This is a genomic window from Brevundimonas sp. (genome assembly GCF_030704825.1).
Taxonomy (GTDB): Bacteria; Pseudomonadota; Alphaproteobacteria; order Caulobacterales; family Caulobacteraceae; genus Brevundimonas.
Genome location: NZ_JAUYNX010000028.1, coordinates 1 through 22,820, shown reverse-complemented (window position 1 = coordinate 22,820; position 22,820 = coordinate 1). Strand labels below are relative to the sequence as shown.

Below are 22,820 nucleotides of genomic sequence, written 5' to 3'. Positions count from 1 at the left end.
TTTAACCGATATCGGCGAAAACAGTCCTGCGTTTGGGGGTCAAGCGGGCTACCGGCTCCCCCCTGTATCAGTAGCTCGCTTCACTCCGTCCAAAGGGAAAGCCAATGACCAAGTTCGTTTCGAAATTCATGTCCGACGAGTCGGGCGCCACCGCCATCGAGTACGGCCTGATCGCCGCCCTCATCGCCGTGGTCATCATTTCGGCCGTGACCGCCCTGGGCACGACCATCAAGACCAAGTTCAACGACGTCGTGACCGGCATGGGCGGCACCGCCGGCGCCTAAGGGTCCGACGACAGTCCTGAAACCGACGGAAGGCCGGGGCGGAAACGCTCCGGCCTTCTTCGCGTCCGGCGTCGGCTCGCGGGTCGCAACCCGGTTTTAACCCGTCGCGTGTCACACCGGGGGTCATGGACTCCCTGACCCTCATCCTTCTGGGCGTGATGCCCGCCCTTGTCATCGTGGCGGGGCTGAAGGATCTCATCTCGATGAAGATCCCGAACTGGATCTCCGGCCTGATCGTCCTCGCCTTCTTCCCCGCCGCCCTGGTGGTTGGACTCGACCTGGCGACGGTGGCCACGAACATCGGCCTCGCGGTCCTGGCCCTGCTCGTGGGGGCCGGCATGTTCGCCCTGCGCTGGATCGGCGGCGGAGACGCCAAGCTGATGGCGGCGACCTGCCTGTGGCTCGGGCTCGCCGGCTCCGGCATGTTCCTGCTGTGGACCGGCGTCATGGGCGGGCTGTTCTGCCTCGTGCTGATCTTCGCCCGGGTCTATTCGCGTCCTTACCTGCTGGGCGCGCCCGGCTGGATCGTGCAGCTGATGGAGCCGAAGGGCGACATCCCCTATGGCGTCGCCATCGCCGCCGGCGCCCTGATGGCCTACCCGGCCTCGCCGCTGCTGGCCGCCTTCATCGCAGGATAGCGGGGTTCGTCCGGGACTTAGGCCGGCGTTAACCCGCGCCCGGCATGGTCGTTAACGGTAGGGGGCCGAAGGACCGACTGAGGGTCCGGCCCGGGCCTGCCGGAGACCGTCGATGAAGCCCGCCCGAATCATCGTGATCTGCATCGCCGCCGTCGCCGCCATCGGCCTGGCCCTGGTGGTGCGCGCCATGGGATCGCCTTCGAAAACCCCCACCGCCGTCGCCACCGCGGCCGCCGTGCCGGCGCGGCCCATGGCCAGGGTGCTGGTGGCGGCCAAGGATCTGCAGCCCGGACAACGCCTCACCGAGGGCGATCTGGCCTGGAAGGACTGGCCCGTCGACGAGGTCAATCCCGCCTTCATCACCGACGGTTCGACTCCGATCCCTTCGGCGGAAGCGCCTGCCGGCGCGGAAAAGGCCGCGGCCCGACCCGAAGGCGCCGTGGCCTCGGTCACGCGCGCCGCGACCAATCTCGCCGGCGGCGGCGCCAAGGCGGACTATGTCGGCTCGGTCGTGCGCGAACCCATCCTCGCCGGGGAGCCGATCGTCGGCCGCAAGATCGTCCGCGCCGGCGACAGCGGCTATATGGCGGCCTACCTCGAGCCGGGCATGCGGGCCATGGCCATCCGGGTCACGGTCGAGACCGCCGCCGGCGGCTTCATCCTGCCGGGCGACCGGGTCGATGTGCTGCTGACCCGCGAGACCACGCTCGGCAACATGGGCGCCCAGGAAGGCGACCGGTCGAAATTCGCCTCGTCAACGGTGATGCAGAACATCAAGGTCCTGGCCATCGACCAGTCGACCCGCGCCGGAGACGACGAACAGGCCGTGGTCGGCGCCACCGCCACTCTCGAGGTCGGCCCCCGCGACGCCGAGGCCCTGGCCCTGGCCAAGTCCGAGGGTGAACTCAGCCTGGTGCTGCGCTCCTACGCCGACACCGGCGGCCCGTCGGGAAGGGTCGCCGCCACGCGTCAATCCTCCGCCATCCGCGTCTATCGCGGCGGCGCGCCCGAAGTGGTGGTGGTCCAATGAAGCGCCCGATGAAGCGTCTTGTCGCTCTCGCCCTCGGCGGCCTGGCCCTTGCCGCCGCGGCTCCCGCCGCGCCGACTCCCGCTCTGGCCCAGTCCCGCGCCGCCGTGCCGCTCGGGGCGGGCGCCCAGCTGATCAATCTGCCGCGCGGTTCGTCGATGGCCATCGACCTGCCGTCCGACGCCCGGGACGTGATCGTCCCCAATCCGATAGTCGCCGAGGCCATGCTGCATTCGCCGCGGCGCATCACCATCATCGGGCTCCAGCCCGGCGAGACCGACGCCGTGGTGCTGGACGCCGCCGGGCGCGCCATCCTGTCGCTGCGCATCCGCGTCGACGCCGGAGTCTCGGCCCTGCAGGACACCCTGGGCCGCGTCATGCCGGGCTCGGACGTCCGGGCCGAGGCGGTGAACGACAGCATCATCCTGACCGGCCTGGTCAGCAGCCCCGGCGAGGCCGATCGCGCCAGCCAGGTCGCCCGCGCCTTCGTCTCGGCTCCCGAGAAGGTCATCAACATGATGACCATCGCCGGCTCCGACCAGGTCATGGTCAAGGCCCGGGTCATCGAGGTGCAGCGCACCGCCATCAAACAGCTCGGCCTCTCCACCGACGCCGTGTTCAACAACGGCACCGAGCAGTTCAGCCTCGGCCGCGCCAACACCTATGGGGTCAATGGCTCCCTGTTGGGCGGCGGCGGAGCCTGCTACCGCGACAACAACACGCGGACGACCCAGTTCAGCGCGAACGACACGCTCGCGACGACGCCGCCGGACCCCCTGCCTCCGATCCTGCGCACCGTCACCAGCACGATCTCCAGCGTCTATTCGACGGTGACGGGCAACAACATCGGCGGCTGCCTCCAGGCGTTCGAACGCGCCGGCCTGGTGCGCATCCTGGCCGAGCCCAACCTGACCTCGGTCAATGGCGAGAACGCCGAGTTCCTGGCCGGCGGCGAGTTTCCCGTGCCCGTGGGCCGCAGCGTGGACGCCAGCACGGGCCAGACCACGATCGGCATCGAGTTCAAGCCGTTCGGCGTACGGCTGGCCTTCCGTCCCATCGTCCTGTCCGAAGGTCGCATCTCGCTGCAGATTTCGACCGAGGTGTCCGAACTGACCACGTCCGGCGCCTTCACCCTCGGCGGCGCCGACGACGACGCCCTGGTCATTCCGGCCCTCAACGTACGCCGCGCCTCCTCGACCGTCGAACTGCCGTCCGGCGGTTCGATGATGATCGCCGGCCTGCTGCGCGAGGACACCCGCCAGAACATCGACCAGCTGCCGGGCATCGGCAATCTGCCCGTTCTCGGCGCCCTGTTCCGCTCGCGCGACTATCTCTCGGGCGAGACCGAGCTGGTCATCATCATCGAGGCCTACATCGTCTCCCCGACTTCCCCGGGCCGGATGCAGACGCCGGCCGACGGCCTGGTCATCGCCAATGACGCCCAGACCCTGCTGTTCGGCCAGCTGAACCAGCAGTATCGCCCCGCCGGCGAACCCGCGGTCGCCGACAACGGCTGGGCCGGCCCCGTGGGCTATGTCATCGAATGAGGATCTCCGTGAAACGCGCCCTCGCCTCCGCCGTCTTCGCCCTCGCCGTAACGGGTTGCGCCTCGACGGCCGGCGATACCTCCGCCCCGCTGACCCCGCTGTCGCGCTATTCCCTCCAGGTCGAACCGGGGCTGGATCGCATCGCCCTGGCGGTGCACGACCAGGGTCTGTCCTCGAACCAGCAGTTCGCCCTGCGCGAACTCGCCATGCGCTACGCCGTCTCCGGCGCCAGCCAGATCCGGGTCGAGGCTCCCGCGGGCGACGATCCGGTGGCGATCGAACAGGCCTATGCCGTCCGCGCCTATCTCCAGTCGTCGGGCGTGCCCGGCGAGCGTATCCAGATGGCGGCCTATGCCGCGCCGGACCCGCGCGCGCCGGTGCTGGCCGGGTTCGAGACCCTCCGGGCGTCCATCCGCAACTGTTCGGCCGAACCGCGCAACATGGGGGCGCGGCTTTCCAACCAGGGTTCGGGCGGTTTCGGCTGCGCCGTCACGTCCAATATGGCGGCCCAGATCGCTGACCCCCGCGACATCCTCGGCGCCCGCCCGATGACGCCGGCCGACTCGGGCCGCGCGGCGGTGGTGTTCGACAACTATCGCAAGGGCCAGGCCAGCTCGACGCCGCAGGAGCCTCTCGTGGAAGGCCAGATCGCACGGGCCGTGGAATAGCGTGACATGAGCAACGCCTTCGCCCCCCGCCCCTTTGAAGAGTTCGACGATGAGTTCGATCTCGACGCCGGCTATACCGCCGCGTCGAACCCGGTCCCGATGCAGGACCCGGCCGCTCCCGCGCCCTTCCCGGGCGAGGTTCCCCTCGATCAGCGGCCGCCCCTTCAGTTCACGGCGCCGACCGGCGTCGCCGTCGCCCAGCCGGCCGCGCCCCAGCCGGTTCGCGAAGCGGCGGACATTCCTTCCGCCATGCCCGTCGCCGCCGGCTTCAACCCGGTCGGCGATCTGGTCGCCGGCGCCAGCGCCGCCTTCTCGCCGCCGGTTCTGAGCGGCGGCCACACCGCCGAGGTGTCGGTCCCCCGCATCGCCATCCACGTGTTCGCCGAGCGTCAGGACACCCTCGCCGCCGCCGAACGGGCGGGCCAGGACCGGCGCCTGTCGCGCGCCACCACCCAGATCCGCATCGGCGGCGTCGCCGCGGCGGTCGAGGCCTATCAGCACGAGCCCACCCCGCCGCTGATCGTCGTCGAATGCATGAAGGACCCGCAGACCCTGCTGTGGGAGGTCGATCAGCTGGCCGAGGTCTGCGACTCGGGCACCAAGGTCGTGGTCATCGGCGCCACCAACGACATCCTGCTGTTCCGCGAACTGATGCGGCGCGGGGTCAGCGAATATCTGGTCGCCCCGCTGCAGCCGCTGCAGCTGATCGCGGCCATTGGCGGCCTGTTCGCCGACCCGGCCCAGCCTTTCGTCGGCCGTTCGATCGCCTTCGTCGGCGCCCGCGGCGGCACCGGCGCCAGCTCGGTGGCCCACAACACCGCCTATGCGATGAGCGAGCGGATCGGCGCCAATACCGTCATCGTCGACTACGATCTGCCGTTCGGAACCGCCGGCCTCGACTTCAACCAGGACCCGCTGAGCGGCGTCGCCGACGCCCTCAGCCAGCCGGACCGCCTCGATCCCGTGCTTCTGGACCGGATGATGGTCCGTTGCACCGACAAGCTCAGCCTGTTCGCCGCGCCGGCGACCCTCGACGTCGACTGGGACATCTCGCCGGAAGCGTTCGAGGAAGTCACCACCCAGATCCGGTCGACCGCGCCCTTCGTGGTGCTGGACCTGCCGCACCTGTGGTCCGGCTGGATGCGCCGCACCCTGATCGCGGCCGACGAGGTGGTGATCGTGGCCACGCCCGACCTGGCCAGCCTGCGCAACGCCAAGAACATGATCGACCTGATCCGTCAGGGCCGGCCCAACGACGCGCCGCCGCGGCTGGTGCTCAACCAGGTCGGCGTCCCCGGCCGTCCGGAGATCCCGGCCAAGGATTTCGGAGCCGCCCTGGGGGTTCACCCCAGCCTGATCATTCCGTTCGATCCCAAGGTCTTCGGCGCCGCCGCCAACAACGGCCAGATGATCCTCGACGCCGGCGGCAAGTCCAAGGCCGCGGAGGCGTTCCAGACCCTGGCCCAGATCGTCTCGCGCCGCGAACTGCCGATGATCGCCGGACCGAAGGGCAAGCCGGGCAAGGGCGAGGGCAAGTCCATGTTCTCCGGCCTGTTCAAGAAGAAGTCCTGACGGGTGTTCGGCAAGCGCACAGGTCAGCCCGGCAATGTCGCCACCGCGCCGCGGCCCGCGCCCCCGGCCGCGCCCGTCGCGCAGCCGTCGCCCGGCGTCCAGGTGGAAGCCTTCGCCTTCGGCGGCGAACCCGACGCCGAACAGATGCAGGCGGCCGCGCGCAAGGCCCAGTCCTACGCCGCCAAGCCGGCCTCGCCCGCGGCCGACCGCCTCGACGCCCTGGCGTCGCGCCCCCGGCCCGAAGCCGAGCCGGTCCACGCGAAAAACGCGCCGGGACCCAAGGCCACGCCCGGCTTCGAACAGCTGAAGAAGGCCCAGGCTGTCGCCGAGATCGTGCGCGAGCAGTCGGACTACTACCACGCCACCAAGACGACGATCTTCAACGCCCTGATGAACACCATCGACCTGGCCCAGCTGGCCCAGCTCGACACCAAGGCCGCGTCTGAAGAGATCCGCGACATCGTCGCCGAACTGGTGGCGATCAAGAACGTCTCCATGTCGGTGGCCGAGCAGGAGCATCTGGTCCAGGACATCGTCAACGACGTCCTCGGCTACGGCCCGCTGGAGCCGCTGCTGGCCCGCGACGACATCGCCGACATCATGGTCAACGGCGCCGGCCGGGTGTTCATCGAGGTCGGCGGCAAGGTCCAGCTGACCAATGTCCGCTTCCGCGACAACGGCCAGCTGATGAACATCTGCCAGCGGATCGTGTCGCAGGTCGGCCGCCGCGTGGACGAGAGCTCCCCGATCTGCGACGCTCGCCTGCCGGACGGCAGCCGCGTCAACGTCATCGCCCCGCCGCTGGCCATCGACGGCCCGACGCTGACGATCCGGAAGTTCAAGAAAGACAAGCTGACGATGAAGAACCTGGTGGAGTATTCCTCCATCAGCCCCGAGGGCGCGCGCGTCCTCGGCGTCATCGGCGCCTCGCGCTGCAACCTGGTCATCTCGGGCGGCACCGGCTCGGGCAAGACGACGCTGCTGAACACCCTGACCGCCTTCATCGACCCGACCGAGCGTGTCATCACCTGCGAGGACGCCGCCGAACTGCAGCTGCAGCAGCCGCATGTGGTGCGTCTGGAGACCCGCCCGCCCAACCTCGAGGGCCAGGGCATGATCACCATGCGCGACCTGGTGAAGAACTGCCTGCGCATGCGTCCCGAGCGGATCATCGTCGGCGAGGTCCGCGGCCCCGAGGCTTTCGACCTGCTGCAGGCCATGAACACCGGCCACGACGGCTCCATGGGCACGTTGCACGCCAACAGCCCGCGCGAGGCCATCAGCCGGATGGAGTCCATGATCACCATGGGCGGCTACGGCCTGCCGTCCAAGACCATCCGCGAGATGATCGTCGGCTCGGTCGACGTCATCGTCCAGGCGGCCCGCCTGCGCGACGGCTCGCGCCGCATCACCCACATCACCGAGGTGGTCGGGCTCGAGGGCGACGTCATCGTCACCCAGGACCTGTTCGTCTACGAGATCACCGGCGAGGACGAGAACGGCAAGATCATCGGCCGCCACCGCTCGACCGGCATCGCCCGGCCCCGCTTCTGGGACCGCGCCCGCTACTACGGGCTGGAGCGCGAGCTGGCCGAAGCCCTCGACGCGGCGGAGTAGGGCGGATGCTTCCGATCCTCGCGGCGGTCCTGGCCTTCATCACCATCGGCGGCCTGGGCTGGGCCTTCGTCGGCGGCGGCGATTCCAGCGAGGCGGCGGTCAAGCGCGCCCAGACCTTCGGCGGCCCCAAGCAGAACAACGCCGCCAAAAAGGCCGCCGCGGCCAACACCCCCGAGGCGCGCCGCAAACAGATCATGCAGCAGTTGCAGGAGTCCGAAAGGGCCGAACGCAAGGCGCGCATCAGCCTGGCGGCCAAGCTGAAACAGGCCGGGCTGAACACCAAGCCCGCGGCCTTCTGGATCATCAGCGGCGTACTGGGCGTGTTCGCCTTCCTGCTGCCGCTGCTGTTCGGCCTGAACATCCTGATCGGCCTGGGCGCCGCGATCGTGGTCGGCCTCGGGCTTCCGCGGTGGGTGGTCGGCTTCCTCGGCAAGCGGCGGCGCAAGAAATTCTCCGGCCATTTCGCCGACGCCGTCGACGTCATCGTGCGCGGCATCAAGTCGGGTCTGCCGGTCCACGACTGTTTCAAGATCATCGCCCGCGAGAGCCCGCAGCCGCTGGGAGCGGAGTTTCAGAAACTGGTCGAGGGCCTCGGCGTCGGCCTGACCCTGGCCCAGGCCCTGGACAAGATGTACGAGCGCATGCCGACGCCGGAGCTGAAATTCTTCTCCATCGTCATCGCCATCCAGCAGAAGACCGGCGGCAACCTGGCCGAGGCGCTGAACAACCTCTCGGTGGTGCTGCGCGCCCGCAAGATGATGGGCGAGAAGATCAAGGCCCTGTCGTCGGAGGCGACGGCCTCGGCCGGCATCATCGGCTCCCTGCCCCCGGCGGTGATGATCCTCGTCAGCCTCACGACCCCGGCCTACATGGCCAAGCTCTTCACCGACCCCCGCGGCCAATTCATGCTCCTCGTCGCCGTGACCATGATGGCCTTCGGGGTGTTCGTGATGAAGAAGATGATTTCGTTCAAGTTCTAGGGACCCGCCGATCCGATGATCGCCTTCTTCACCAACGTCCAGAACCTGCTCAGCCTGGGCGTGGGCGTGCTGGTGTTCGCCACCATCGTGACCCTGATGGGCTCGTTCGGCGGCGGGGCGAAGCTGGAAGGGCGGATGAAGGCGGTCGCCGTGCGGCGCGAGGAGCTGAAGCGCCGGTCACGCCAAGCCATCGCCTCCCAGGCCGCCGGACCCGGCGGGCTCCGCCATACCGACGAGGGCTTCAAGAAGCGGGTCGTCGAACGGCTGAACCTGACCAAGCTGCTGGAGGACCCCAAGGTCGCCGACAAGATGGCCCAGGCCGGCTATCGCGGGCCCAAACCGCTGACGACCTTCTACTTCTTCCGCTTCTCCATGCCCTTCGTCTTCCTGGGGATCGCGGTCTTCTACCTGTTCGTCTTCAACGATTTCGGCATGCCGGTGATGACGCGGCTGACCATCAGCATGGTCGCGGCGGTGGTCGGCTTCTACGCGCCCAACATCTTCCTGGCCAACCGCATCTCCAAGCGCCGCGCCTCCATCATGCAGGCCTTCCCCGATGCCCTCGACCTGCTGCTGATCTGCGTCGAGGCTGGCATGTCGATCGAGGCGGCCATCCAGAAGGTCAGCCAGGAGATCGGCGGCTCGTCCATCGACCTGGCCGAGGAGATGACCCTGCTGTCGGCCGAGCTCAGCTATCTGCCCGACCGCCGCATGGCCTATGAGGGCCTGGCCAAACGCACCAACCATCCGGGCGTCAAATCGGTCGCCACCGCCATGACCCAGGCCGAGACCTACGGCACGCCGCTGGGCACGGCCCTGCGCACCATGGCCAAGGAGAACCGCGAGATGCGCCTGTCGGCCGCCGAGAAGAAGGCCGCGGCCCTGCCGGCCAAGCTGACCGTGCCGATGATCCTGTTCTTCCTGCCGGTGCTGTTCATCGTCATCCTGACCCCGGCCATCATCAGCATCCAGGACACCATGGCCAAGGGGGGCTGACCTCCGGCCAGCCCGGGGGCCAAGGGCGGCTGACGAGCGGTCAGGCCTCGGCGGCGGTCTTCCACGCCTCGGCCACGGCGTCGACGGCGTGGCGCAGAGGCCGGCGGTTCCGGTCGAAGAACATCTCGCCGCGCAGGCCCGAGAAGATGAAGCCGTTGGCGACGACGCAGCTGTTCGGCTCTTCCAGCGGCTGAATCTCGAAATATCGCATCGAGCGGAACCACAGGCCGCGATTCTCGGCCCAGACCAGCTGCGAATACGGTTGCCAGTCGCCGACGCGGGTCGCGGCCCGGCGCTCCGGCAGCCCCTCGATCCGTTCGGTCAGGGCGATGCCGCTCCCGAAGGCGATGGTTCCCTCGAGGCCTGTCTCGACCGGATTCCAGCGATCCCAGCCGGGCAGGTCGGCGATCAGCTCCCAGATCCGGTCGGGCGTGGCGCGCACGCCGATGCGGCGCTCGATACGGGCGATTTCCATGGCCCCGATCTGCCATGGGTTTGGGACCGGGAAAAGGCCTCGAGCCTGATCCAGACTCTTCGTCGCGAGAGATGACCCGCCGCCGCCTCCTTCCTGCCGCGGAACCCGGTCGTCAGCGGTTGCCTTCGGGCCCGGGTTGCGACGCCGGCGGCGTCCCGGGCGAGGGGGTCTCGTCGCGGTCGGGCAGGTCCGGCGGGCCCAGCCGGAGTCGGGCGTTGAGGAAACACAGGGCCGTCGCCGCGGCCAGCATCAGGGCGTTGGCGACGAAGGGCGCGGGCTCGGCCAGCTCGTAAAGGGCCACGCCGATCACCGGCGGCGCAAGGAAGCTGAGCCCGGCCAGCGACATCATCAGGCCGGCGATGGCGCCCTGTTCGTGCGGCCCGACCGACAGGGACGAGCCGGCGGTGAAGCCCGGCCGGGCGAAGCCGACGCCCATCGAAACCACGGCGTATCCGACCACCACGCCATAGTAGCCGGGCGAGGCGATGCTCATCAGGTTTCCGGCCAGGGCCAGGCCCGCGCCCCACCGCATCAGGTCGGCCGGCTGCAGCCGCAGCAAGGGGATCAGTCCCCACTGGACCATCAGGGTCGCGGCGGCGCCGGCCAGCATGGCGATGCCGATGAACGGCTGGGCCTCGCGGGCGGCGATTCCGGTCAGGGCCAGTTCGTCGATGATGTGGAAGCCCAGCACCGAGATATTGACCGCCTGGGCGCCGGTGATCAGCAGGCCGTACAGCAGATAGGCCCGCACCCGCGGGTCCTTCCACAGCCCCTTGCCGGCGTCGTCATGGCGGCCGCTCGCGGACGGCGTGCGCTTCACCTCCCCGCTCGGCAGTCTGCGCCAGACCACGAACAGCACCGCCGCCCCGAACAGGGCGAAGGCGTACATGGGCCCCGCCAGACCCACGAGCGGCAGGACGAAGAACGGCGCCAGGGCCGGACCGATCACCGTGCCCAGCCCCTGGGCCGAGGCCAGCAGCGACATGGCCTGGGTGCGCTGCTCCGGCGAGGTCCGGTCGGCGACATAGGCCTGGGAGGCGATGGGCGCGGCCGAGCCGAACACGCCGTAGATGGTGCGCGCCACCGCCATCAGGGCGAAGGCGACCCCGGCCCCCAGCCATTGTTCGAGGCCCGAGGTGGCGGCCAGGCCGAAGCCGCTCATGGACACGACGAAGCCGCCAAGACCGACCAGAATGACCTTCTTGCGGCCCAGCCGGTCCGACAACCGCGCCCAGAAGGGCGAGGCCACCGTCCACATCAGGGCCGAGATGGCGAAGGCGCCGGCGACCAGGGTGTCCGACAGGCGGAACTCGCGCCCGATGGCTGGCAATACCGACTGCAACGCCATATTCCCCGCCGCCGCGATCAGGCTGACGGCGAACAGGATGGCGAAGGCGGGAGAGCGGAGGTTCACCGGACCAGCCTAGGCGCGTCGGCGGGCCGCGTCACCCGACCGGGCGCCGTCAACGCTTCCAACGAGGTGTTCAGCGAGGGCGAGGGGCGCTGTCGCCTTGTCTGGACCGCCGATCTTCTGCCCGACGCCATGGCCCCGGTGGTCCGTGAGATGATGGGCGCGGGCGCCGACGTGCTGAAGGCGACGGTGGAGAAGCCGCCCGCCTCCCGCGCCTGAGGCCTTGCGCGAGGGCGTTCCCTCCGCGCACGGTGCGATCCCCAGACACGGATCGCGCCATGACCCTTCGCCGACTGTTCGCCGCCTCCACCCTTGCCCTGGCCCTGTCCGCCGGCCTCGCCCGCGCGCAGTCGGAGCCGGTCAGCCTGGCGGCTGTCGAAGCGGCGGTGGCGGCCGAAACGCCGCGGGTCATCGCCTGGCGCCGCGACCTGCACGCCCACCCGGAGCTGGGCTTCGCCGAGACCCGCACCGCCGCGCTGGTCGCCGAACACCTGCGGTCGCTGGGGATGGAGGTCCGCACCGGGGTCGGCCGGACCGGCGTCGTCGGGGTGCTGCGCGGCGGCCGGCCGGGACGCACGGTGGCTTTGCGGGCCGACATGGACGCCCTGCCGGTGCTGGAGGCCACGGGCCTGCCCTTCGCCTCGACCGCGACCGGGACCTATATGGGCAATACGGTGCCGGTGGCCCACGCCTGCGGCCACGACGCCCACGTCGCCATGCTGATGGGCGCCGCCGCGGTGCTGGCGGGCATGAAGGCCGACATCCCCGGAACCATCGTCTTCATCTTCCAGCCCGCCGAGGAAGGCGCGCCTCCGGGCGAGCCCAAGGGCGGGGCCATGCTGATGATCGAGGAGGGCGCGCTGGCCGATCCGCGCCCCGACGCCATCTTCGGCCTGCATGTGGTGCCGGGCCGGCCGGGAACCCTGTTCTACCGCCCGCGCGGCTTCATGGCCGCATCCGACCGCATCGACATCAGCCTGCACGGCCGCCAGACGCACGGCGCCTGGCCGTGGAAGGGGGTCGACGTCATCGCCGTGTCGGCCCAGATCGTCCAGACGATCAACACCCTGACGGCGCGGACCATCGACCCGACCACGACGCCGACCGTCTTCACCATCGCCACCCTCGACGCCGGGGTCCGCTACAACATCATCCCCGAGGACGCGACGCTGTCGGGCACCCTGCGCACCTTCGACATCGCCCAGCGCGACGACCTGGTGGCCCGCACCCGGATCGCCATCGACAATGTCGCCGAAACCTACGGCGCGACGGCGGAGTTCTCGGTGCGCCAGAACGCCGCCCTGGTGTTCAACAACGAGGAACTGTCGGCCTGGCTGGCGCCGGTGCTGACCGAGGCGGCGGGCGAGGGGAACGTCAATCCGGCCACGCCGCCGACCACGGTGGCCGAGGACTTCAGCTATCTTTCGCAGGAAGTGCCCGGCGTCTTCTACCACCTCGGCGGATCGAAGGACGGGGTCGATCCCAACTCCTCGCCGCCGAACCACTCGCCCGGCTTCGACGTCAATGAGACGGTCCTGCCGGTGGGCGTCCGGGCTCATGTGCTGAGCGCGCTCCGGTTTCTGGAGCGCGAATAGTCCATGGCTGAAACCGGCGAACTGGAGCGGCTCAAGGCGCGGCGCGTGACCGCCCTCTATCGCCTCGACCTGATCGGCAAGGGCGCGCGGCTCACCTATGAAGACGGCGCGCCGGTCGACATGAAATCCGAACAGGCGCGGCTCGAGGCGATGGTCGCCGACCTCGACCGGCGCATCGCCAGGCTGGAGGCCACGACCCACTGACGGCGGCGCGGGCGGCAACCACGTTCTTCAATGCCCCGGCAAGGAAGCCGGCGCATCCTGCCTTGTCCTGCGGGGAGGGTGTGATGAGGGATTTGCCGGTCCAGTTGCCGCCCATGCGGCTCGAACGCCGGGGCAGTCCGCTGCGCGAGATCTTCTATTTCGGGGTGGCCTTCGCGGCCATGTTCGGCGCCGCCCTGCTGGGCCTCGACCTGCTGTTCTAGGGCAATCGTGACCTGAACCGGAGGCCCCGTCCGCGCCCTTGCCGCGGGCGATGGTTGGTTCATCACAAAGGACACGAAGAAGGTCACGAAGGACACCACGGGTCCTGAGAATATACCAGGTCCGGACCCCCGTAGGCGAGGAGAGCAGGCCCTGAATACTCTCCGGTAGCCGCAATCCGACGATGCGTGTGAGCTGACACCGGCGGCGAGACCGCCTTGGTCCCTTCGTGTCCTTTGTGACCTTCTTCGTGTCCTTCGTGATGAACCAGCCCTGGGCGACGCCTTGCACAAAGGGCTGCGCCAGCCACATCACCCCAGCAGACGACGGCTTCAGGCCCGGTCGAAATAGGTCCGGATCACCGTGCGATAGACCTCGGCCAGGGCCTCGATCTCCGCTGTCGGCGCGCGTTCGTCGATCTGGTGCATGGTCTGGCCGACCAGGCCCAGCTCCAGCACCGGACACATCGCCCTGATGAAGCGGGCGTCCGAGGTTCCGCCCGTGGTCGAGGCCTCCGGGCGGCGGCCGGTCGCGGCCTCGACCGCGTCCTGAACCCCGGTGACGAACGGTCCCGGCTCGGTCAGGAAGGCGTCGCCCGAGCACAGATGATCCAGCTCGATCCGCAGCCCCGACGCCGCCTGGGCCTCGCCGGCCATGGCGTTCAGCCAGGCGATCAGGGCGTCGCCCGTGTGGGTCGGGTTGAAGCGGATGTTCAGCCGCGCCCTCGCCTCGGCCGGGATGACGTTGGTCGCCGGATTGCCGATGTCGATGGTGGTGATCTCGAGGTTCGACGGCTGGAACCCCTGATACCCGTCGTCCAGTCGGTGGTCGGCCAGCCGCGTCAGCAGCCGCGCCATGACCGGCGCCGGATTGGCTCCCCGGTCGGGATAGGCGACATGGCCCTGTTTGCCGTGGACGGTGATCCAGCTGTTCAGCGAGCCGCGCCGCCCGATCTTGATCATGTCGCCGAGCGCATGCTGCGATGATGGCTCGCCGACCACGCAGGCGTCGATGACCTCGCCCTCGGCCATCAAGGCCTGGACCACCCGTTTGGTGCCGTGCAGGGCCGGGCCCTCCTCGTCGCCGGTGATCAGGAAGGACAGGCTGCCGGGGACGTCGCCCTCGGCCAACACCTGCGAAACCGCCGCGACCCAGGCCGCGATGCCGCCCTTCATATCGACCGCGCCGCGACCGTACAGGACTCCGTCCTTCACCTCGGCCTCGAACGGGCCGGCTGACCAGGCCTCGGTCGATCCGGTCGGCACCACGTCGGTATGGCCCGCGAAACAGAGGTTGGGGCCGGCCGTCCCGCGCCGGGCGTACAGGTTCTCGATAGTCTCGAACCTCATCCGCCGGCAGTGGAAGCCGAGCCCGGTCAGCGCACGCTCAAGCACGTCCATGGCGCCTTCGTCCGCGGGGGTCACGGACGGGCGGCGGATCAGGTCGCGGGTCAGTTCGACAGGATCGATAACGGGAGTTGATGCGGCGCTCATAAGGCTGTGCTTTACGCACAGGATGTGGTGGCGAGAAGGGCGGGCGATGAGAAACAGGACTGCCTCATCTGGGCTGGCGTTCCTGCTCGCATCCTGTGCGACCGTTTCGGCAAGCCCGATCCTGACACCGGAAGCGGTCTACGCCGAGCCCACTCGATACGATGGCCAGCAGGTGACGGTGCGGGGTTATCTGCTTCTTGGAACCAACGCTCGCTCACTCTTTCAATCCGAGGCGCACGTGAGGGAGCTGAAGCGGCTCTATGCGAGCGACCAACCTTTCGATCCCAGAGACTATGACAGGTGGTGTCTCTCGCTCAGTGACTTGTCGCTCCTCTGGGAGCATCGGGACATCCTGTCCGACCGGGACGTGACTATTACCGGCGTGCTCGACCTTCACTACGGAGACGATAGGCTGGACCCTCAGGCTTGCGGGCCGGCGGCGATCATTGTTGGAAATGACGAAATCCAACGCGTGGTCAAAACTCTTGAGGAACGCGAATAGGCCATGCCGAAGATCGACATCGACGCCGCCCCCACCGGACACGGCACGGCCTATCCGGAGGAATTCGCCGGCCCGTGCAAGCCGCGCCGCCGCTGGAAGCTGGGCGACGCCGTCGGGCTGGACCAGTTCGGCGTCAACCTGCTGCGCCTGCCGGCCGGCGCCTGGTCCAGCCAGCGGCACTGGCACGAGGGTGAGGACGAGTTCGTCTGGGTGCTGGAGGGCGAGGTCGTGCTGGTCGAGGATGAGGGCGAGACCGTCCTGCGCGCCGGCGATTGCGCGGGCTGGAAGGCCGGCGTCCCCAACGGCCATGTGCTGCAGAACCGCTCCGGCGCCGAAGCCGTCCTGCTCGAGGTCGGCACGCGCACGCCGGGCGGCGATTCCGGCGACTATCCCGACATCGACATGCAGTTCCGCGGCGGCGGCTATTTCCACCGCGACGGGACCCCGTATCCGAAAGCCGACCGCCGCACGTGACCGAGACCATCGAGACGACCGAACCGGTCCAGCCGTCGCCGCCGCCGGGAGAGCCGACCAGCCCCTGGGCCATCCGCGACTTCCGCCTGCTGTGGGCCGGCCGGGTGGCGGCGGTGCTGGGCATCCAGATCCAGTCCTCGGCCCTGCTGTGGCAGGTCTATGAGATCGCGCGCCGCGACCACCCGATCGCCGAGGCCAGCCTGTATCTGGGCCTTGTCGGCCTGTGCCAGTTCCTGCCCCTGCTGGCCCTGACCCTGCCGGCCGGCGCCCTGGCGGACCGCCGCGACCGCAAGACCACCGTCACCCTGTCCGTCCTGGTCGAGGCCGGCTGCGCGGTGGGCTTCCTGCTGATGGCGCTCCACGGCCGTCCCCCCCTGTGGGGCCTCCTCGCCGTCGCCGCCGTCTTCGGCGCCGCCCGCGCCTTCCTCGCCCCGGCCAGCCAGGCCTTCCTGCCCATGGTGGTCGGCCGCCGCGCCCTGCCGCCCGCCATCGCCGCCCAATCCATCGCCTTCCAGACCGGCGCCATCGCCGGGCCGGCGCTGGGCGGGGTGATCGTCGGCTTCTCGGTGCCCGGCGCCTATGGCGTGGCCCTGGCCATGTTCGCCATCGGCTTCGCCAGCCTTGTCCTGATCCGCACCAGCGGCAAGCCCGCGGTCTCGCCGACGCGCGTCTCGCCGGTCGACCAGGTCAGGGAGGGGCTGGCCTATGTCTGGAACACCAAGATCGTGCTCGGGGCCATATCGCTGGACCTGATCGTCGTCCTCCTGGCCGGAGTCGCCCTGCTGACCCCGATCTTCGCCGCTGACATCCTGCACGTCGGCGCCGTCGGCTTCGGCCTGCTGCGCGCGTCCTTCGGCGCCGGCGCCCTGCTGATGGCCCTGTATCTGAGCCGTTTTCCGATCGTCCGGCACGGCGGCAAATGGATGTTCGCCGCCGTCGCCGTCTTCGGCGTCTGCACCCTGACCTTCGGCCTGTCGACCAGCGTCTGGCTGTCCGGCGTGGTGCTGTTCCTCGGCGGGGCGGCCGACATGATCAGCGTCAACATCCGCCAGACCCTGATCCAGCTGGCCACCCCCGATCACATGCGCGGGCGGGTCTCGTCCGTGTCCATGCTGTTCATCGGCGCGTCCAACGAACTGGGCGAGGCCTGGTCCGGTGTGGCGGTCCGTCTGCTCGGCCCCATCGGCGCCGCGGTCTACGGCGGCATCGGCGCCTTGGCTGCGACGGGGCTCTGGGCGCGGTGGTTTCCTGACCTGAGGAAGGCGGACCGGCTGGAGTAGGTGAAGAGCTCAGCGCGACCGCGAAGCTACTCGCAAAACCCTGCCGTGAAGCGCGAACACACCGACCGGGGCGAAATACATTAGCAGCGCCGTCCCGAGCATTCGCCCGACCGAAGGGTTCCCGTCAGGATCGTGAGCTTGCTCCAAAGCTTTGGTTGCCAACGTGATGGCAACGAAAAGACTGATGAAAAATGCAAAAGCCGACGGACTGTTGTTGGTCGGCCAGCCTGCAGATCCTGCAACAAATATGATTGCTGGCGGCGCGGCGAACACCCATCCCCAGTGATGTGATCTTGGCTGAGGGAGTGCGCGGTTCGCGACATGGAAGACCGCCCATATCCAGCCGCACATCGCCACGAAGGGAACGACGAACAGAGCCCCCTTCAGAAGGAAGTGAAGAGGGAGGGGGCGAACGAACACCGGCATCGCGAAGCCAATCATGATCGCGGTCGAGACTATGACCGGATGCAACATCACAATGCGCCGTGCGATCCTCACCACGGCTTGAAGTGTTTGCTCAGCTTCAGCCCCTGCCGCTGGTAGTGGCTGCCGCCTTCGCCATAGAGGCGGGTCGGGCGTTCGGTGAGCGGCTCATAGACCAGACGGGCGACGATCTGGCCGTGCTCCAGCAGGAAGGGCGTGTCGTGCGTCCGCACCTCCAGCACCCCCTTCGACCCCGCCCCATGCGCCTCGTCCGTGCCGAAGCCGGGGTCGAAGAAGCCGGCATAGTGGACCCGGAACTCGCCCACCGACGGATCGATCGGCGTCATCTCCGCGGCCTGGTCGACCGGAATCTCGACGTCGTCGCTCGACGCCAGGATGTAGAACTCGCCCGGGTCCAGCAGCAGCTCCCCGCGCCGCAGGGTCAGGGGCTCCCAGAAGTCGCGCGGGTCGTGGCCGTCGATGTTGTCCAGATCGACCACCCCGGCGTGACGGCGGCCGCGGAAGCCGACGATCGACCCCTCGCCGCCCTGCAGCTCGACCCCGACGCTGCGGGTCTCCAGCTTGGGCGGCTCGCCGGCCTTGAGGCGCAGCTGGTTCAGGCGGGTGCCCGGCCGCACGAGAATGGGGAAGGTCTGGGGCGAGATCTCCAGATACAGCGCCCCCTCATAGCCCTCGGCCACGTCATCGAAACGGGCCCCGCGGTCGGTCAGCAGGCGGACGAAGACGTCGACCCGCCCGGTCGAGCTCTTGGGATTGGCGCGGGCGATCAGGCCTTTCGGCAGGCTAAGCCGCTCCTGCAGCCGGGCGATGTAGACGCAGCCGCGCTCGAGCACCACGCCGCCCGACAGGTCGATGCGGTGCATGGAGACGTCGGCGATCCGCTCCTCGACCGTGCGCGACCCGGGCAGGAAGGAGGCCCGCACGCGCCAGGCCTCGTCGGACAGGCGCAGGTCGAGGCTGGCCGGCTGCACCTGGTCGGCGTCGAAGGGGGTGTCCGAAGCGATCGCGCCGCCGGCGATCAGGGCCTCGATGGACTGGCAGGGCAGAATGCCCGGAGGGGTGGATTCGAAGGTCTGCATCCGCCCGGCTTACACGATTTTTCGCCGCGTCTCCCCTGTCGAGCGGCGCACGGCCATGCTTGACGCCGGGCCGCGTTCCGCGACCATGGCCGGATGCACGACTCCCCCGCCTATGAAGCCGAAACCGAGGGGATCGTGGTCCGCGTCCGGCCCAGCTATCTGGCCGGCCAGTCCGACCCGGCGGGCGGCCGCTGGGTCTGGGCCTACCAGGTCGAGATCGTCAATCTCAGCGGCGTGCCGGTGCAGTTGATGGCCCGGCGCTGGGTCATCACCGACGCGCGCGGTCATGTCGAGGAGGTGCGCGGGCCGGGCGTGGTCGGAGAACAGCCCACCATCCAGCCCGGCGACAGCTATTCCTACGCCTCGGGCTGCCCGCTGGGCACGGCCTCGGGCTCGATGGTCGGCGGCTACTATATGACCGACCCATCGGGCCGCTCCTTCGAGGCCGCCATCCCGGCCTTCAGCCTCGACGTGCCGGGCGACCGCAGGGTGCTGAACTAGAGGGTCGGGCTACCGGGTCCTGGGGCGCGCCGCGACAGGAACCCCATCAGCATGCCGACGGCGAGCAAGGAGATGCCCAGAAGGTTGATCGCCATCCGCCCGTCAAAGGGACGGACGAGCGGAATGGCCAGAATGATCACGACGCCAACGATCCGTGCGAGTTCACTGATGTCCCTGAGGCCAAAGCCGGCTCTGCGGCTCTCTGGGGGCGGGGCGCGCGTCGCCGCTGACCATGCTTCGCCCGCATAGGAAACCACGGCCAGAATGACCGCGACGTCCCAGACAAATCCATGAAACCGGTCGATTCCCGCCTGATACAGGATGCCTGCCGACAGGATGACCAGTTGGACAATGAGTGAGGCCGCGGCCCGGATGCGGATCATGATCATGCCCTTTGAGCGCCATGAACAAAAGGGCGGGGGGGTGAGGGGCTGCGTCAACCCGGATAACCGCAGCCCCGCCCCAGTACTCGAGTCCCCGTGCGGGTGGGGTCTCGAGGCGGAGGGCGGCTCTCTAGAAGCCGTTCATGACAGCCGTATGGCCGAATTGGTTAATGAGCGGTGAGGCGGCCGCCGCCGCGCTCAAGCAGCGAGCGACCGTTCGTCATCCCGGCGAAAGCCGGGACGCGAGCGATAGCGCCCCTTAAATGTATCGCCGCAGGCTGCGGGCCAGATCGGTGGCCCCGCCGCGCTTGACCTGCGGTTGATAGGCGACGCGGGCGTGTTCGACGCAATAGACGCCTTCCGAGGCGCGGCGGCCGCAGAAGCTGAACTCGGTCGAGGACGGGTCGCCGATCGGCCATTTGCACATATGGGCGCCCAGGGTCATCACCGTGGCGGTGCCGGGCAGGTCGGGCATCGGGGCCGGGACCGAGGGCGCGGCGACGGCGCGCGGCTGGACGGCCTCGATGCGGCGCGGGGCCGACGGCGCCTGGGTCGGCTGGGCCGGGCGCGGACGCGACGGGCGGAAGGTGGCCCGGGCCGGCTGTGACGGGGCGGCCCGGCCCGACAGGCCGAGGCGGTGCACCTTGCCGATGACGGCGTTGCGGGTCACCCCGCCGCCCAGCTGTTTGGCGATCTGGCTGGCCGACTGGCCTTCCAGCCAGAGCTTCTTCAGCGCGCCGACGCGGTCTTCGGTCCAGCCTGCGGTCATAGCCACCCTCCGGGGTCTCGGATTCAATATATGGGGTCCAGACGTCCCTCCGGGGGTCTCGACCTACCACTAATCGTAAACGAGGGGCTAACAGACGCAAGATGTGCGAATCACTCCGTCCACAGGAACCAGATGTAGGGATGGTTAACGGCGGCGGCTTCGCCGTTAGTGGTGAGAGTGGCGAGTGGCTGGTGGGAACAGGAGCCACGTCGCGACCGACGCCCCGCTATATCCAATCACTAGCCACTAGCCACTCGCCACTCGCCACCCATTCACACCCTTGCATCGCGCCGCCGCCCACCGCATCTCACCGCCCATGACCGACCTCGCTTCCACCCGTCCCTCCGGCCTGCCCCGGCCGCGCAGCTATCCCGGCGTCAACTGGATCGGGGTGCGGACCCTGTACCTGCGCGAGGTGCGCCGGTTCTGGAAGGTCGGAGCCCAGACCGTGGCCGGGCCGGTGGTCACCACCCTGCTCTACATGCTGGTCTTCGTGGTCGCGCTGCAGGGCACGCGGCCGCCGCTGCACGGCACGCCCTTCGCCGAGTTCGTCGCCCCCGGCCTGATCATGATGGCCATGCTCAACAACGCCTTCGCCAACGCCTCGTCCAGCCTGATCCAGGCCAAGGTGATGAACACGGCGACCGACTTCCTGACCCCGCCGCTCAGCCCGCTGGAGCTGACCATCGGCTTTTCGCTGGGCGCCGCGACGCGCGGCCTCGTGGTCGGGATCGTCACCGCGATCTGCGTCCTGCCCTTCGCCCGGCTGGAGGTCGCGAACCTCGGCCTGATCCTGTGGTTCGGCCTGCTGGCCTGCCTGATCATGGGCATGCTGGGCGTCTTCGCCGGCCTGTGGGCGCAGAAATTCGACCAGCTGGCCGCGGTGCAGAATTTCGTCATCATGCCGATGACCTTCCTCAGCGGCACCTTCTATCTGGTCGAGAACCTGCCCGAGCCGTTCGCGACCATCAGCCATTTCAACCCCTTCTTCTATCTGATCGACGGCTTCCGCGCCGGCTTCATCGGGACCGGAAACGCCGAGGGGAACCTGCTGATCGGCGCGGTCATGAGCGGCCTTCTGACCCTGGTCATGGCCTGGGCCTGCTGGGCGGTGTTCAAGTCCGGCTGGCGGCTGAAGAGCTGACGGGCGGCCACGCTTTCCCCGCCCGTCATCCTCGGGCTTGACCCGAGGATCAGATGTGGGGCCGTGCTGTCCGGCGAAGACGGCCCCGCTACGGAGCCCGCACTGTCGCCAACCGCGCACCGGATCGTCCGATCCTCGGGTCAAGCCCGAGGATGACGGCAACGGAGGAGGCTGGTCCAGACTGCCCTCCGCATGACCGCATTGTAAGGTGCGTCGGCCGCCGGGCCGCGCTAGCCATGCCCCTCGTCTCCGGGGGAAGTCCATGCTGTTCCGTTTGCTCGCCGCCGCCGCCCTGCTCGCCGTCGCCTCGCCCGTCGCGGCGCAGGACCTCGACCTGCGCGCCCGGGTCGCCGCCTTCGTCCAGCCGACCAATGCGGCGCGAACCGATGTCGTGGTCGCCCAGCTGCGCGCCGCCGGCTTCGATCCTGTCGTCGAGACCTTCGCCGGCGGCAACCGTCAGACCGGCGGGATGGAGGGTCGCAACATCGTCGTCACCCTCGGCGAGGGCGAGCGCGAAATCCTGCTGACCGCCCATTACGACGCGGTGAAGCTGCGGGACGGGGCCCTGTCGCAGGGCGTCGTCGACAACGCCGCCTCGGTCGTCGGGGTGATCGAGGCGGCGAAGATCCTGCGCGACAGGACCCTCAACCACCGCATCCGCATCATCCTGTTCGACCAGGAGGAGCTGGGTCTGATCGGGGCGAAGAAATGGATCGAGGCCCACGGCCTGACCGACGTCGCCGCCGTGGTGAACTCCGATGTCGCCGGCTACGGCGACACGATGATGTACGGCCAGAACAACGGCCCGCAGTCCGCCTTCGTCACGCGCGCGGTGCAGGCGGTCTGTTCGGAACGGGCCCTGCAATGCGTCGGCTATCCCGAATACCCGCCGTCCGACGACCGCGCCTTCTCGGCCGCCGGCGCGCCGGTGGTGTCGCTGGGCTTCCAGGACCAGGTCGGCGCCCACCAGATGTGGCTGGCCTTCAATGGCGGCGAGGCCAACGGCCTGGCGGAGGGCTTCGTGCCGCGGGTGTTCCAGCTGATCCACTCGACCGGGGACACGATGGAGCAGATCGATCCGGCGACGGTGAAGACGGCCGGCGAAACCTACGCCGCGGTGGTGGAAGAACTGGACCGATCGCTGGCGCGCTAAACCGTCCGTCTCCCTCGAGGGGAGAAGGAAGCCGTGACGCTGCCCCCGTCAACATAGTCGCGTTGAGCAAAAAATATCCCGCCCGATCAACGCCTTCCTCTTTTGAAGCGGGTTTTTCGCAACACCCCCTCCCGCCGGCCTTATCCTTGTGTCCATCCCGTCGCGGGGGAGGGCGTCTGGCGCCAGGGCCATCGCGTGCGGCGGGGTGCGATCGAGCGGGAAACGTCGTCCTGTAATCGTCGCCCGGACCCTTGCGCGGCTCATCCTGCGGCTTGTGGAATAACGGGGGCGTGGGGGCGGCGGACTGCCCGGGGGGTCGAAACCCCGGGGCCCGGGAGGCCTGGAAGCCTTCCGCCCGTCGCAGG

Annotated in this window: 26 protein-coding genes; 19 read left to right on the top strand and 7 right to left on the bottom strand. The window is 69.0% G+C overall.

Annotation, left to right across the window (positions count from 1 at the left end; translation table 11 throughout):
* Positions 1-104: 104 nt before the first annotated feature.
* The 9 genes from Q8Q71_RS13915 to Q8Q71_RS13875 all read left to right on the top strand — a co-directional run bounded on the left by Q8Q71_RS13915 (position 105) and on the right by Q8Q71_RS13875 (position 9,329).
* Positions 105-284 (top strand): Flp family type IVb pilin, encoded by a 180-nt coding sequence (locus tag Q8Q71_RS13915; RefSeq protein WP_291833203.1) that lies wholly within the window; start codon positions 105-107, stop codon positions 282-284.
* A gap of 125 nt (positions 285-409) precedes the next feature.
* On the top strand, positions 410-922 hold the full coding sequence (locus Q8Q71_RS13910; RefSeq protein ID WP_305760201.1) for a prepilin peptidase: 513 nt from the start codon (positions 410-412) through the stop codon (positions 920-922).
* Between the two features lie 112 nt (positions 923-1,034).
* Complete coding sequence (gene cpaB, locus Q8Q71_RS13905) at positions 1,035-1,952, top strand: Flp pilus assembly protein CpaB (RefSeq protein ID WP_305760200.1); 918 nt, start codon at positions 1,035-1,037, stop codon at positions 1,950-1,952.
* A gap of 8 nt (positions 1,953-1,960) precedes the next feature.
* A complete protein-coding gene (locus tag Q8Q71_RS13900; RefSeq protein ID WP_305760199.1) occupies positions 1,961-3,496 on the top strand; it encodes a type II and III secretion system protein family protein in 1,536 nt (511 codons plus the stop codon).
* An 8-nt stretch (positions 3,497-3,504) separates the two neighbouring features.
* Entirely contained in the window at positions 3,505-4,164 is a 660-nt protein-coding gene (locus Q8Q71_RS13895) for a CpaD family pilus assembly protein (protein ID WP_305760198.1), read from the top strand.
* Between the two features lie 6 nt (positions 4,165-4,170).
* Positions 4,171-5,736, top strand: a complete 1,566-nt coding sequence (locus Q8Q71_RS13890) for a CpaE family protein (RefSeq protein ID WP_305760197.1) — start codon at positions 4,171-4,173, stop codon at positions 5,734-5,736.
* Between the two features lie 3 nt (positions 5,737-5,739).
* On the top strand, positions 5,740-7,353 hold the full coding sequence (locus Q8Q71_RS13885; RefSeq protein WP_305760196.1) for a CpaF family protein: 1,614 nt from the start codon (positions 5,740-5,742) through the stop codon (positions 7,351-7,353).
* A gap of 5 nt (positions 7,354-7,358) precedes the next feature.
* Positions 7,359-8,333, top strand: coding sequence for a type II secretion system F family protein (locus Q8Q71_RS13880; protein WP_305760195.1), 975 nt, complete (start codon positions 7,359-7,361; stop codon positions 8,331-8,333).
* Between the two features lie 15 nt (positions 8,334-8,348).
* Positions 8,349-9,329 (top strand): type II secretion system F family protein, encoded by a 981-nt coding sequence (locus Q8Q71_RS13875; RefSeq protein WP_305760194.1) that lies wholly within the window; start codon positions 8,349-8,351, stop codon positions 9,327-9,329.
* A 40-nt stretch (positions 9,330-9,369) separates the two neighbouring features.
* On the opposite strand, the gene Q8Q71_RS13870 is transcribed toward Q8Q71_RS13875, so the two are convergent.
* Together Q8Q71_RS13870 and Q8Q71_RS13865 are read right to left on the bottom strand one after the other, a co-directional pair.
* Positions 9,370-9,804: an SRPBCC domain-containing protein gene (locus Q8Q71_RS13870; protein WP_305760193.1), complete on the bottom strand. Its 435-nt coding sequence runs from the start codon at positions 9,802-9,804 to the stop codon at positions 9,370-9,372.
* Positions 9,805-9,916: 112 nt separating this feature from the next.
* Positions 9,917-11,218: an MFS transporter gene (locus Q8Q71_RS13865; RefSeq protein WP_305760192.1), complete on the bottom strand. Its 1,302-nt coding sequence runs from the start codon at positions 11,216-11,218 to the stop codon at positions 9,917-9,919.
* Between the two features lie 66 nt (positions 11,219-11,284).
* Here Q8Q71_RS13865 and Q8Q71_RS13860 point away from each other — a divergent pair, with 66 nt between their 5' ends.
* The 4 genes from Q8Q71_RS13860 to Q8Q71_RS13845 all read left to right on the top strand — a co-directional run bounded on the left by Q8Q71_RS13860 (position 11,285) and on the right by Q8Q71_RS13845 (position 13,235).
* Positions 11,285-11,434 (top strand): hypothetical protein, encoded by a 150-nt coding sequence (locus Q8Q71_RS13860; RefSeq protein ID WP_305760191.1) that lies wholly within the window; start codon positions 11,285-11,287, stop codon positions 11,432-11,434.
* 59 nt (positions 11,435-11,493) lie between these two features.
* Positions 11,494-12,810 (top strand): amidohydrolase, encoded by a 1,317-nt coding sequence (locus Q8Q71_RS13855; protein ID WP_305760190.1) that lies wholly within the window; start codon positions 11,494-11,496, stop codon positions 12,808-12,810.
* Positions 12,811-12,813: 3 nt separating this feature from the next.
* The gene (locus tag Q8Q71_RS13850; RefSeq protein WP_305760189.1) at positions 12,814-13,014 is read left to right on the top strand and encodes a hypothetical protein; all 201 of its coding nucleotides are present in this window, start codon (positions 12,814-12,816) and stop codon (positions 13,012-13,014) included.
* Positions 13,015-13,097: 83 nt separating this feature from the next.
* Positions 13,098-13,235, top strand: a complete 138-nt coding sequence (locus Q8Q71_RS13845; protein ID WP_305760188.1) for a hypothetical protein — start codon at positions 13,098-13,100, stop codon at positions 13,233-13,235.
* 330 nt (positions 13,236-13,565) lie between these two features.
* On the opposite strand, the gene dapE is transcribed toward Q8Q71_RS13845, so the two are convergent.
* Positions 13,566-14,726 carry a succinyl-diaminopimelate desuccinylase gene (dapE, locus tag Q8Q71_RS13840; RefSeq protein WP_305760187.1) on the bottom strand — a complete coding sequence of 387 codons (1,161 nt, stop codon included), beginning with the start codon at positions 14,724-14,726 and terminating at the stop codon, positions 13,566-13,568.
* Positions 14,727-14,772: 46 nt separating this feature from the next.
* Here dapE and Q8Q71_RS13835 point away from each other — a divergent pair, with 46 nt between their 5' ends.
* The 3 genes from Q8Q71_RS13835 to Q8Q71_RS13825 are packed head-to-tail and all read left to right on the top strand — an operon-like array spanning position 14,773 to position 16,982.
* Complete coding sequence (locus Q8Q71_RS13835; protein WP_305760186.1) at positions 14,773-15,228, top strand: hypothetical protein; 456 nt, start codon at positions 14,773-14,775, stop codon at positions 15,226-15,228.
* A 3-nt stretch (positions 15,229-15,231) separates the two neighbouring features.
* Positions 15,232-15,702, top strand: coding sequence for a cupin domain-containing protein (locus tag Q8Q71_RS13830; protein ID WP_305760185.1), 471 nt, complete (start codon positions 15,232-15,234; stop codon positions 15,700-15,702).
* Complete coding sequence (locus Q8Q71_RS13825; protein ID WP_305760184.1) at positions 15,699-16,982, top strand: MFS transporter; 1,284 nt, start codon at positions 15,699-15,701, stop codon at positions 16,980-16,982. The genes Q8Q71_RS13830 and Q8Q71_RS13825 overlap by 4 nt, the downstream gene beginning before the upstream one ends.
* Before the next feature lie 9 nt (positions 16,983-16,991).
* Here Q8Q71_RS13825 and Q8Q71_RS13820 read toward each other — a convergent pair whose 3' ends face one another.
* Together Q8Q71_RS13820 and Q8Q71_RS13815 are read right to left on the bottom strand one after the other, a co-directional pair.
* Positions 16,992-17,456 (bottom strand): hypothetical protein, encoded by a 465-nt coding sequence (locus Q8Q71_RS13820; RefSeq protein ID WP_305760183.1) that lies wholly within the window; start codon positions 17,454-17,456, stop codon positions 16,992-16,994.
* A 20-nt stretch (positions 17,457-17,476) separates the two neighbouring features.
* Positions 17,477-18,505 (bottom strand): 2'-deoxycytidine 5'-triphosphate deaminase, encoded by a 1,029-nt coding sequence (locus Q8Q71_RS13815; RefSeq protein ID WP_305760182.1) that lies wholly within the window; start codon positions 18,503-18,505, stop codon positions 17,477-17,479.
* A 93-nt stretch (positions 18,506-18,598) separates the two neighbouring features.
* Here Q8Q71_RS13815 and apaG point away from each other — a divergent pair, with 93 nt between their 5' ends.
* Entirely contained in the window at positions 18,599-19,006 is a 408-nt protein-coding gene (apaG, locus tag Q8Q71_RS13810; protein WP_305760181.1) for a Co2+/Mg2+ efflux protein ApaG, read from the top strand.
* Here the strand turns inward: apaG and Q8Q71_RS13805 are convergent.
* Positions 19,003-19,395, bottom strand: coding sequence for a hypothetical protein (locus tag Q8Q71_RS13805; protein ID WP_305760180.1), 393 nt, complete (start codon positions 19,393-19,395; stop codon positions 19,003-19,005). The genes apaG and Q8Q71_RS13805 overlap by 4 nt on opposite strands.
* 253 nt (positions 19,396-19,648) lie before the next feature.
* A complete protein-coding gene (locus tag Q8Q71_RS13800) occupies positions 19,649-20,158 on the bottom strand; it encodes a GcrA family cell cycle regulator (RefSeq protein WP_305760179.1) in 510 nt (169 codons plus the stop codon).
* A 316-nt stretch (positions 20,159-20,474) separates the two neighbouring features.
* Between Q8Q71_RS13800 and Q8Q71_RS13795 the strand changes: the two genes are divergently transcribed.
* Entirely contained in the window at positions 20,475-21,302 is an 828-nt protein-coding gene (locus tag Q8Q71_RS13795) for an ABC transporter permease (protein WP_305760178.1), read from the top strand.
* Between the two features lie 262 nt (positions 21,303-21,564).
* Positions 21,565-22,455, top strand: coding sequence for a M28 family metallopeptidase (locus tag Q8Q71_RS13790; protein ID WP_305760177.1), 891 nt, complete (start codon positions 21,565-21,567; stop codon positions 22,453-22,455).
* The last annotated feature ends 365 nt before the right edge of the window (positions 22,456-22,820 follow it).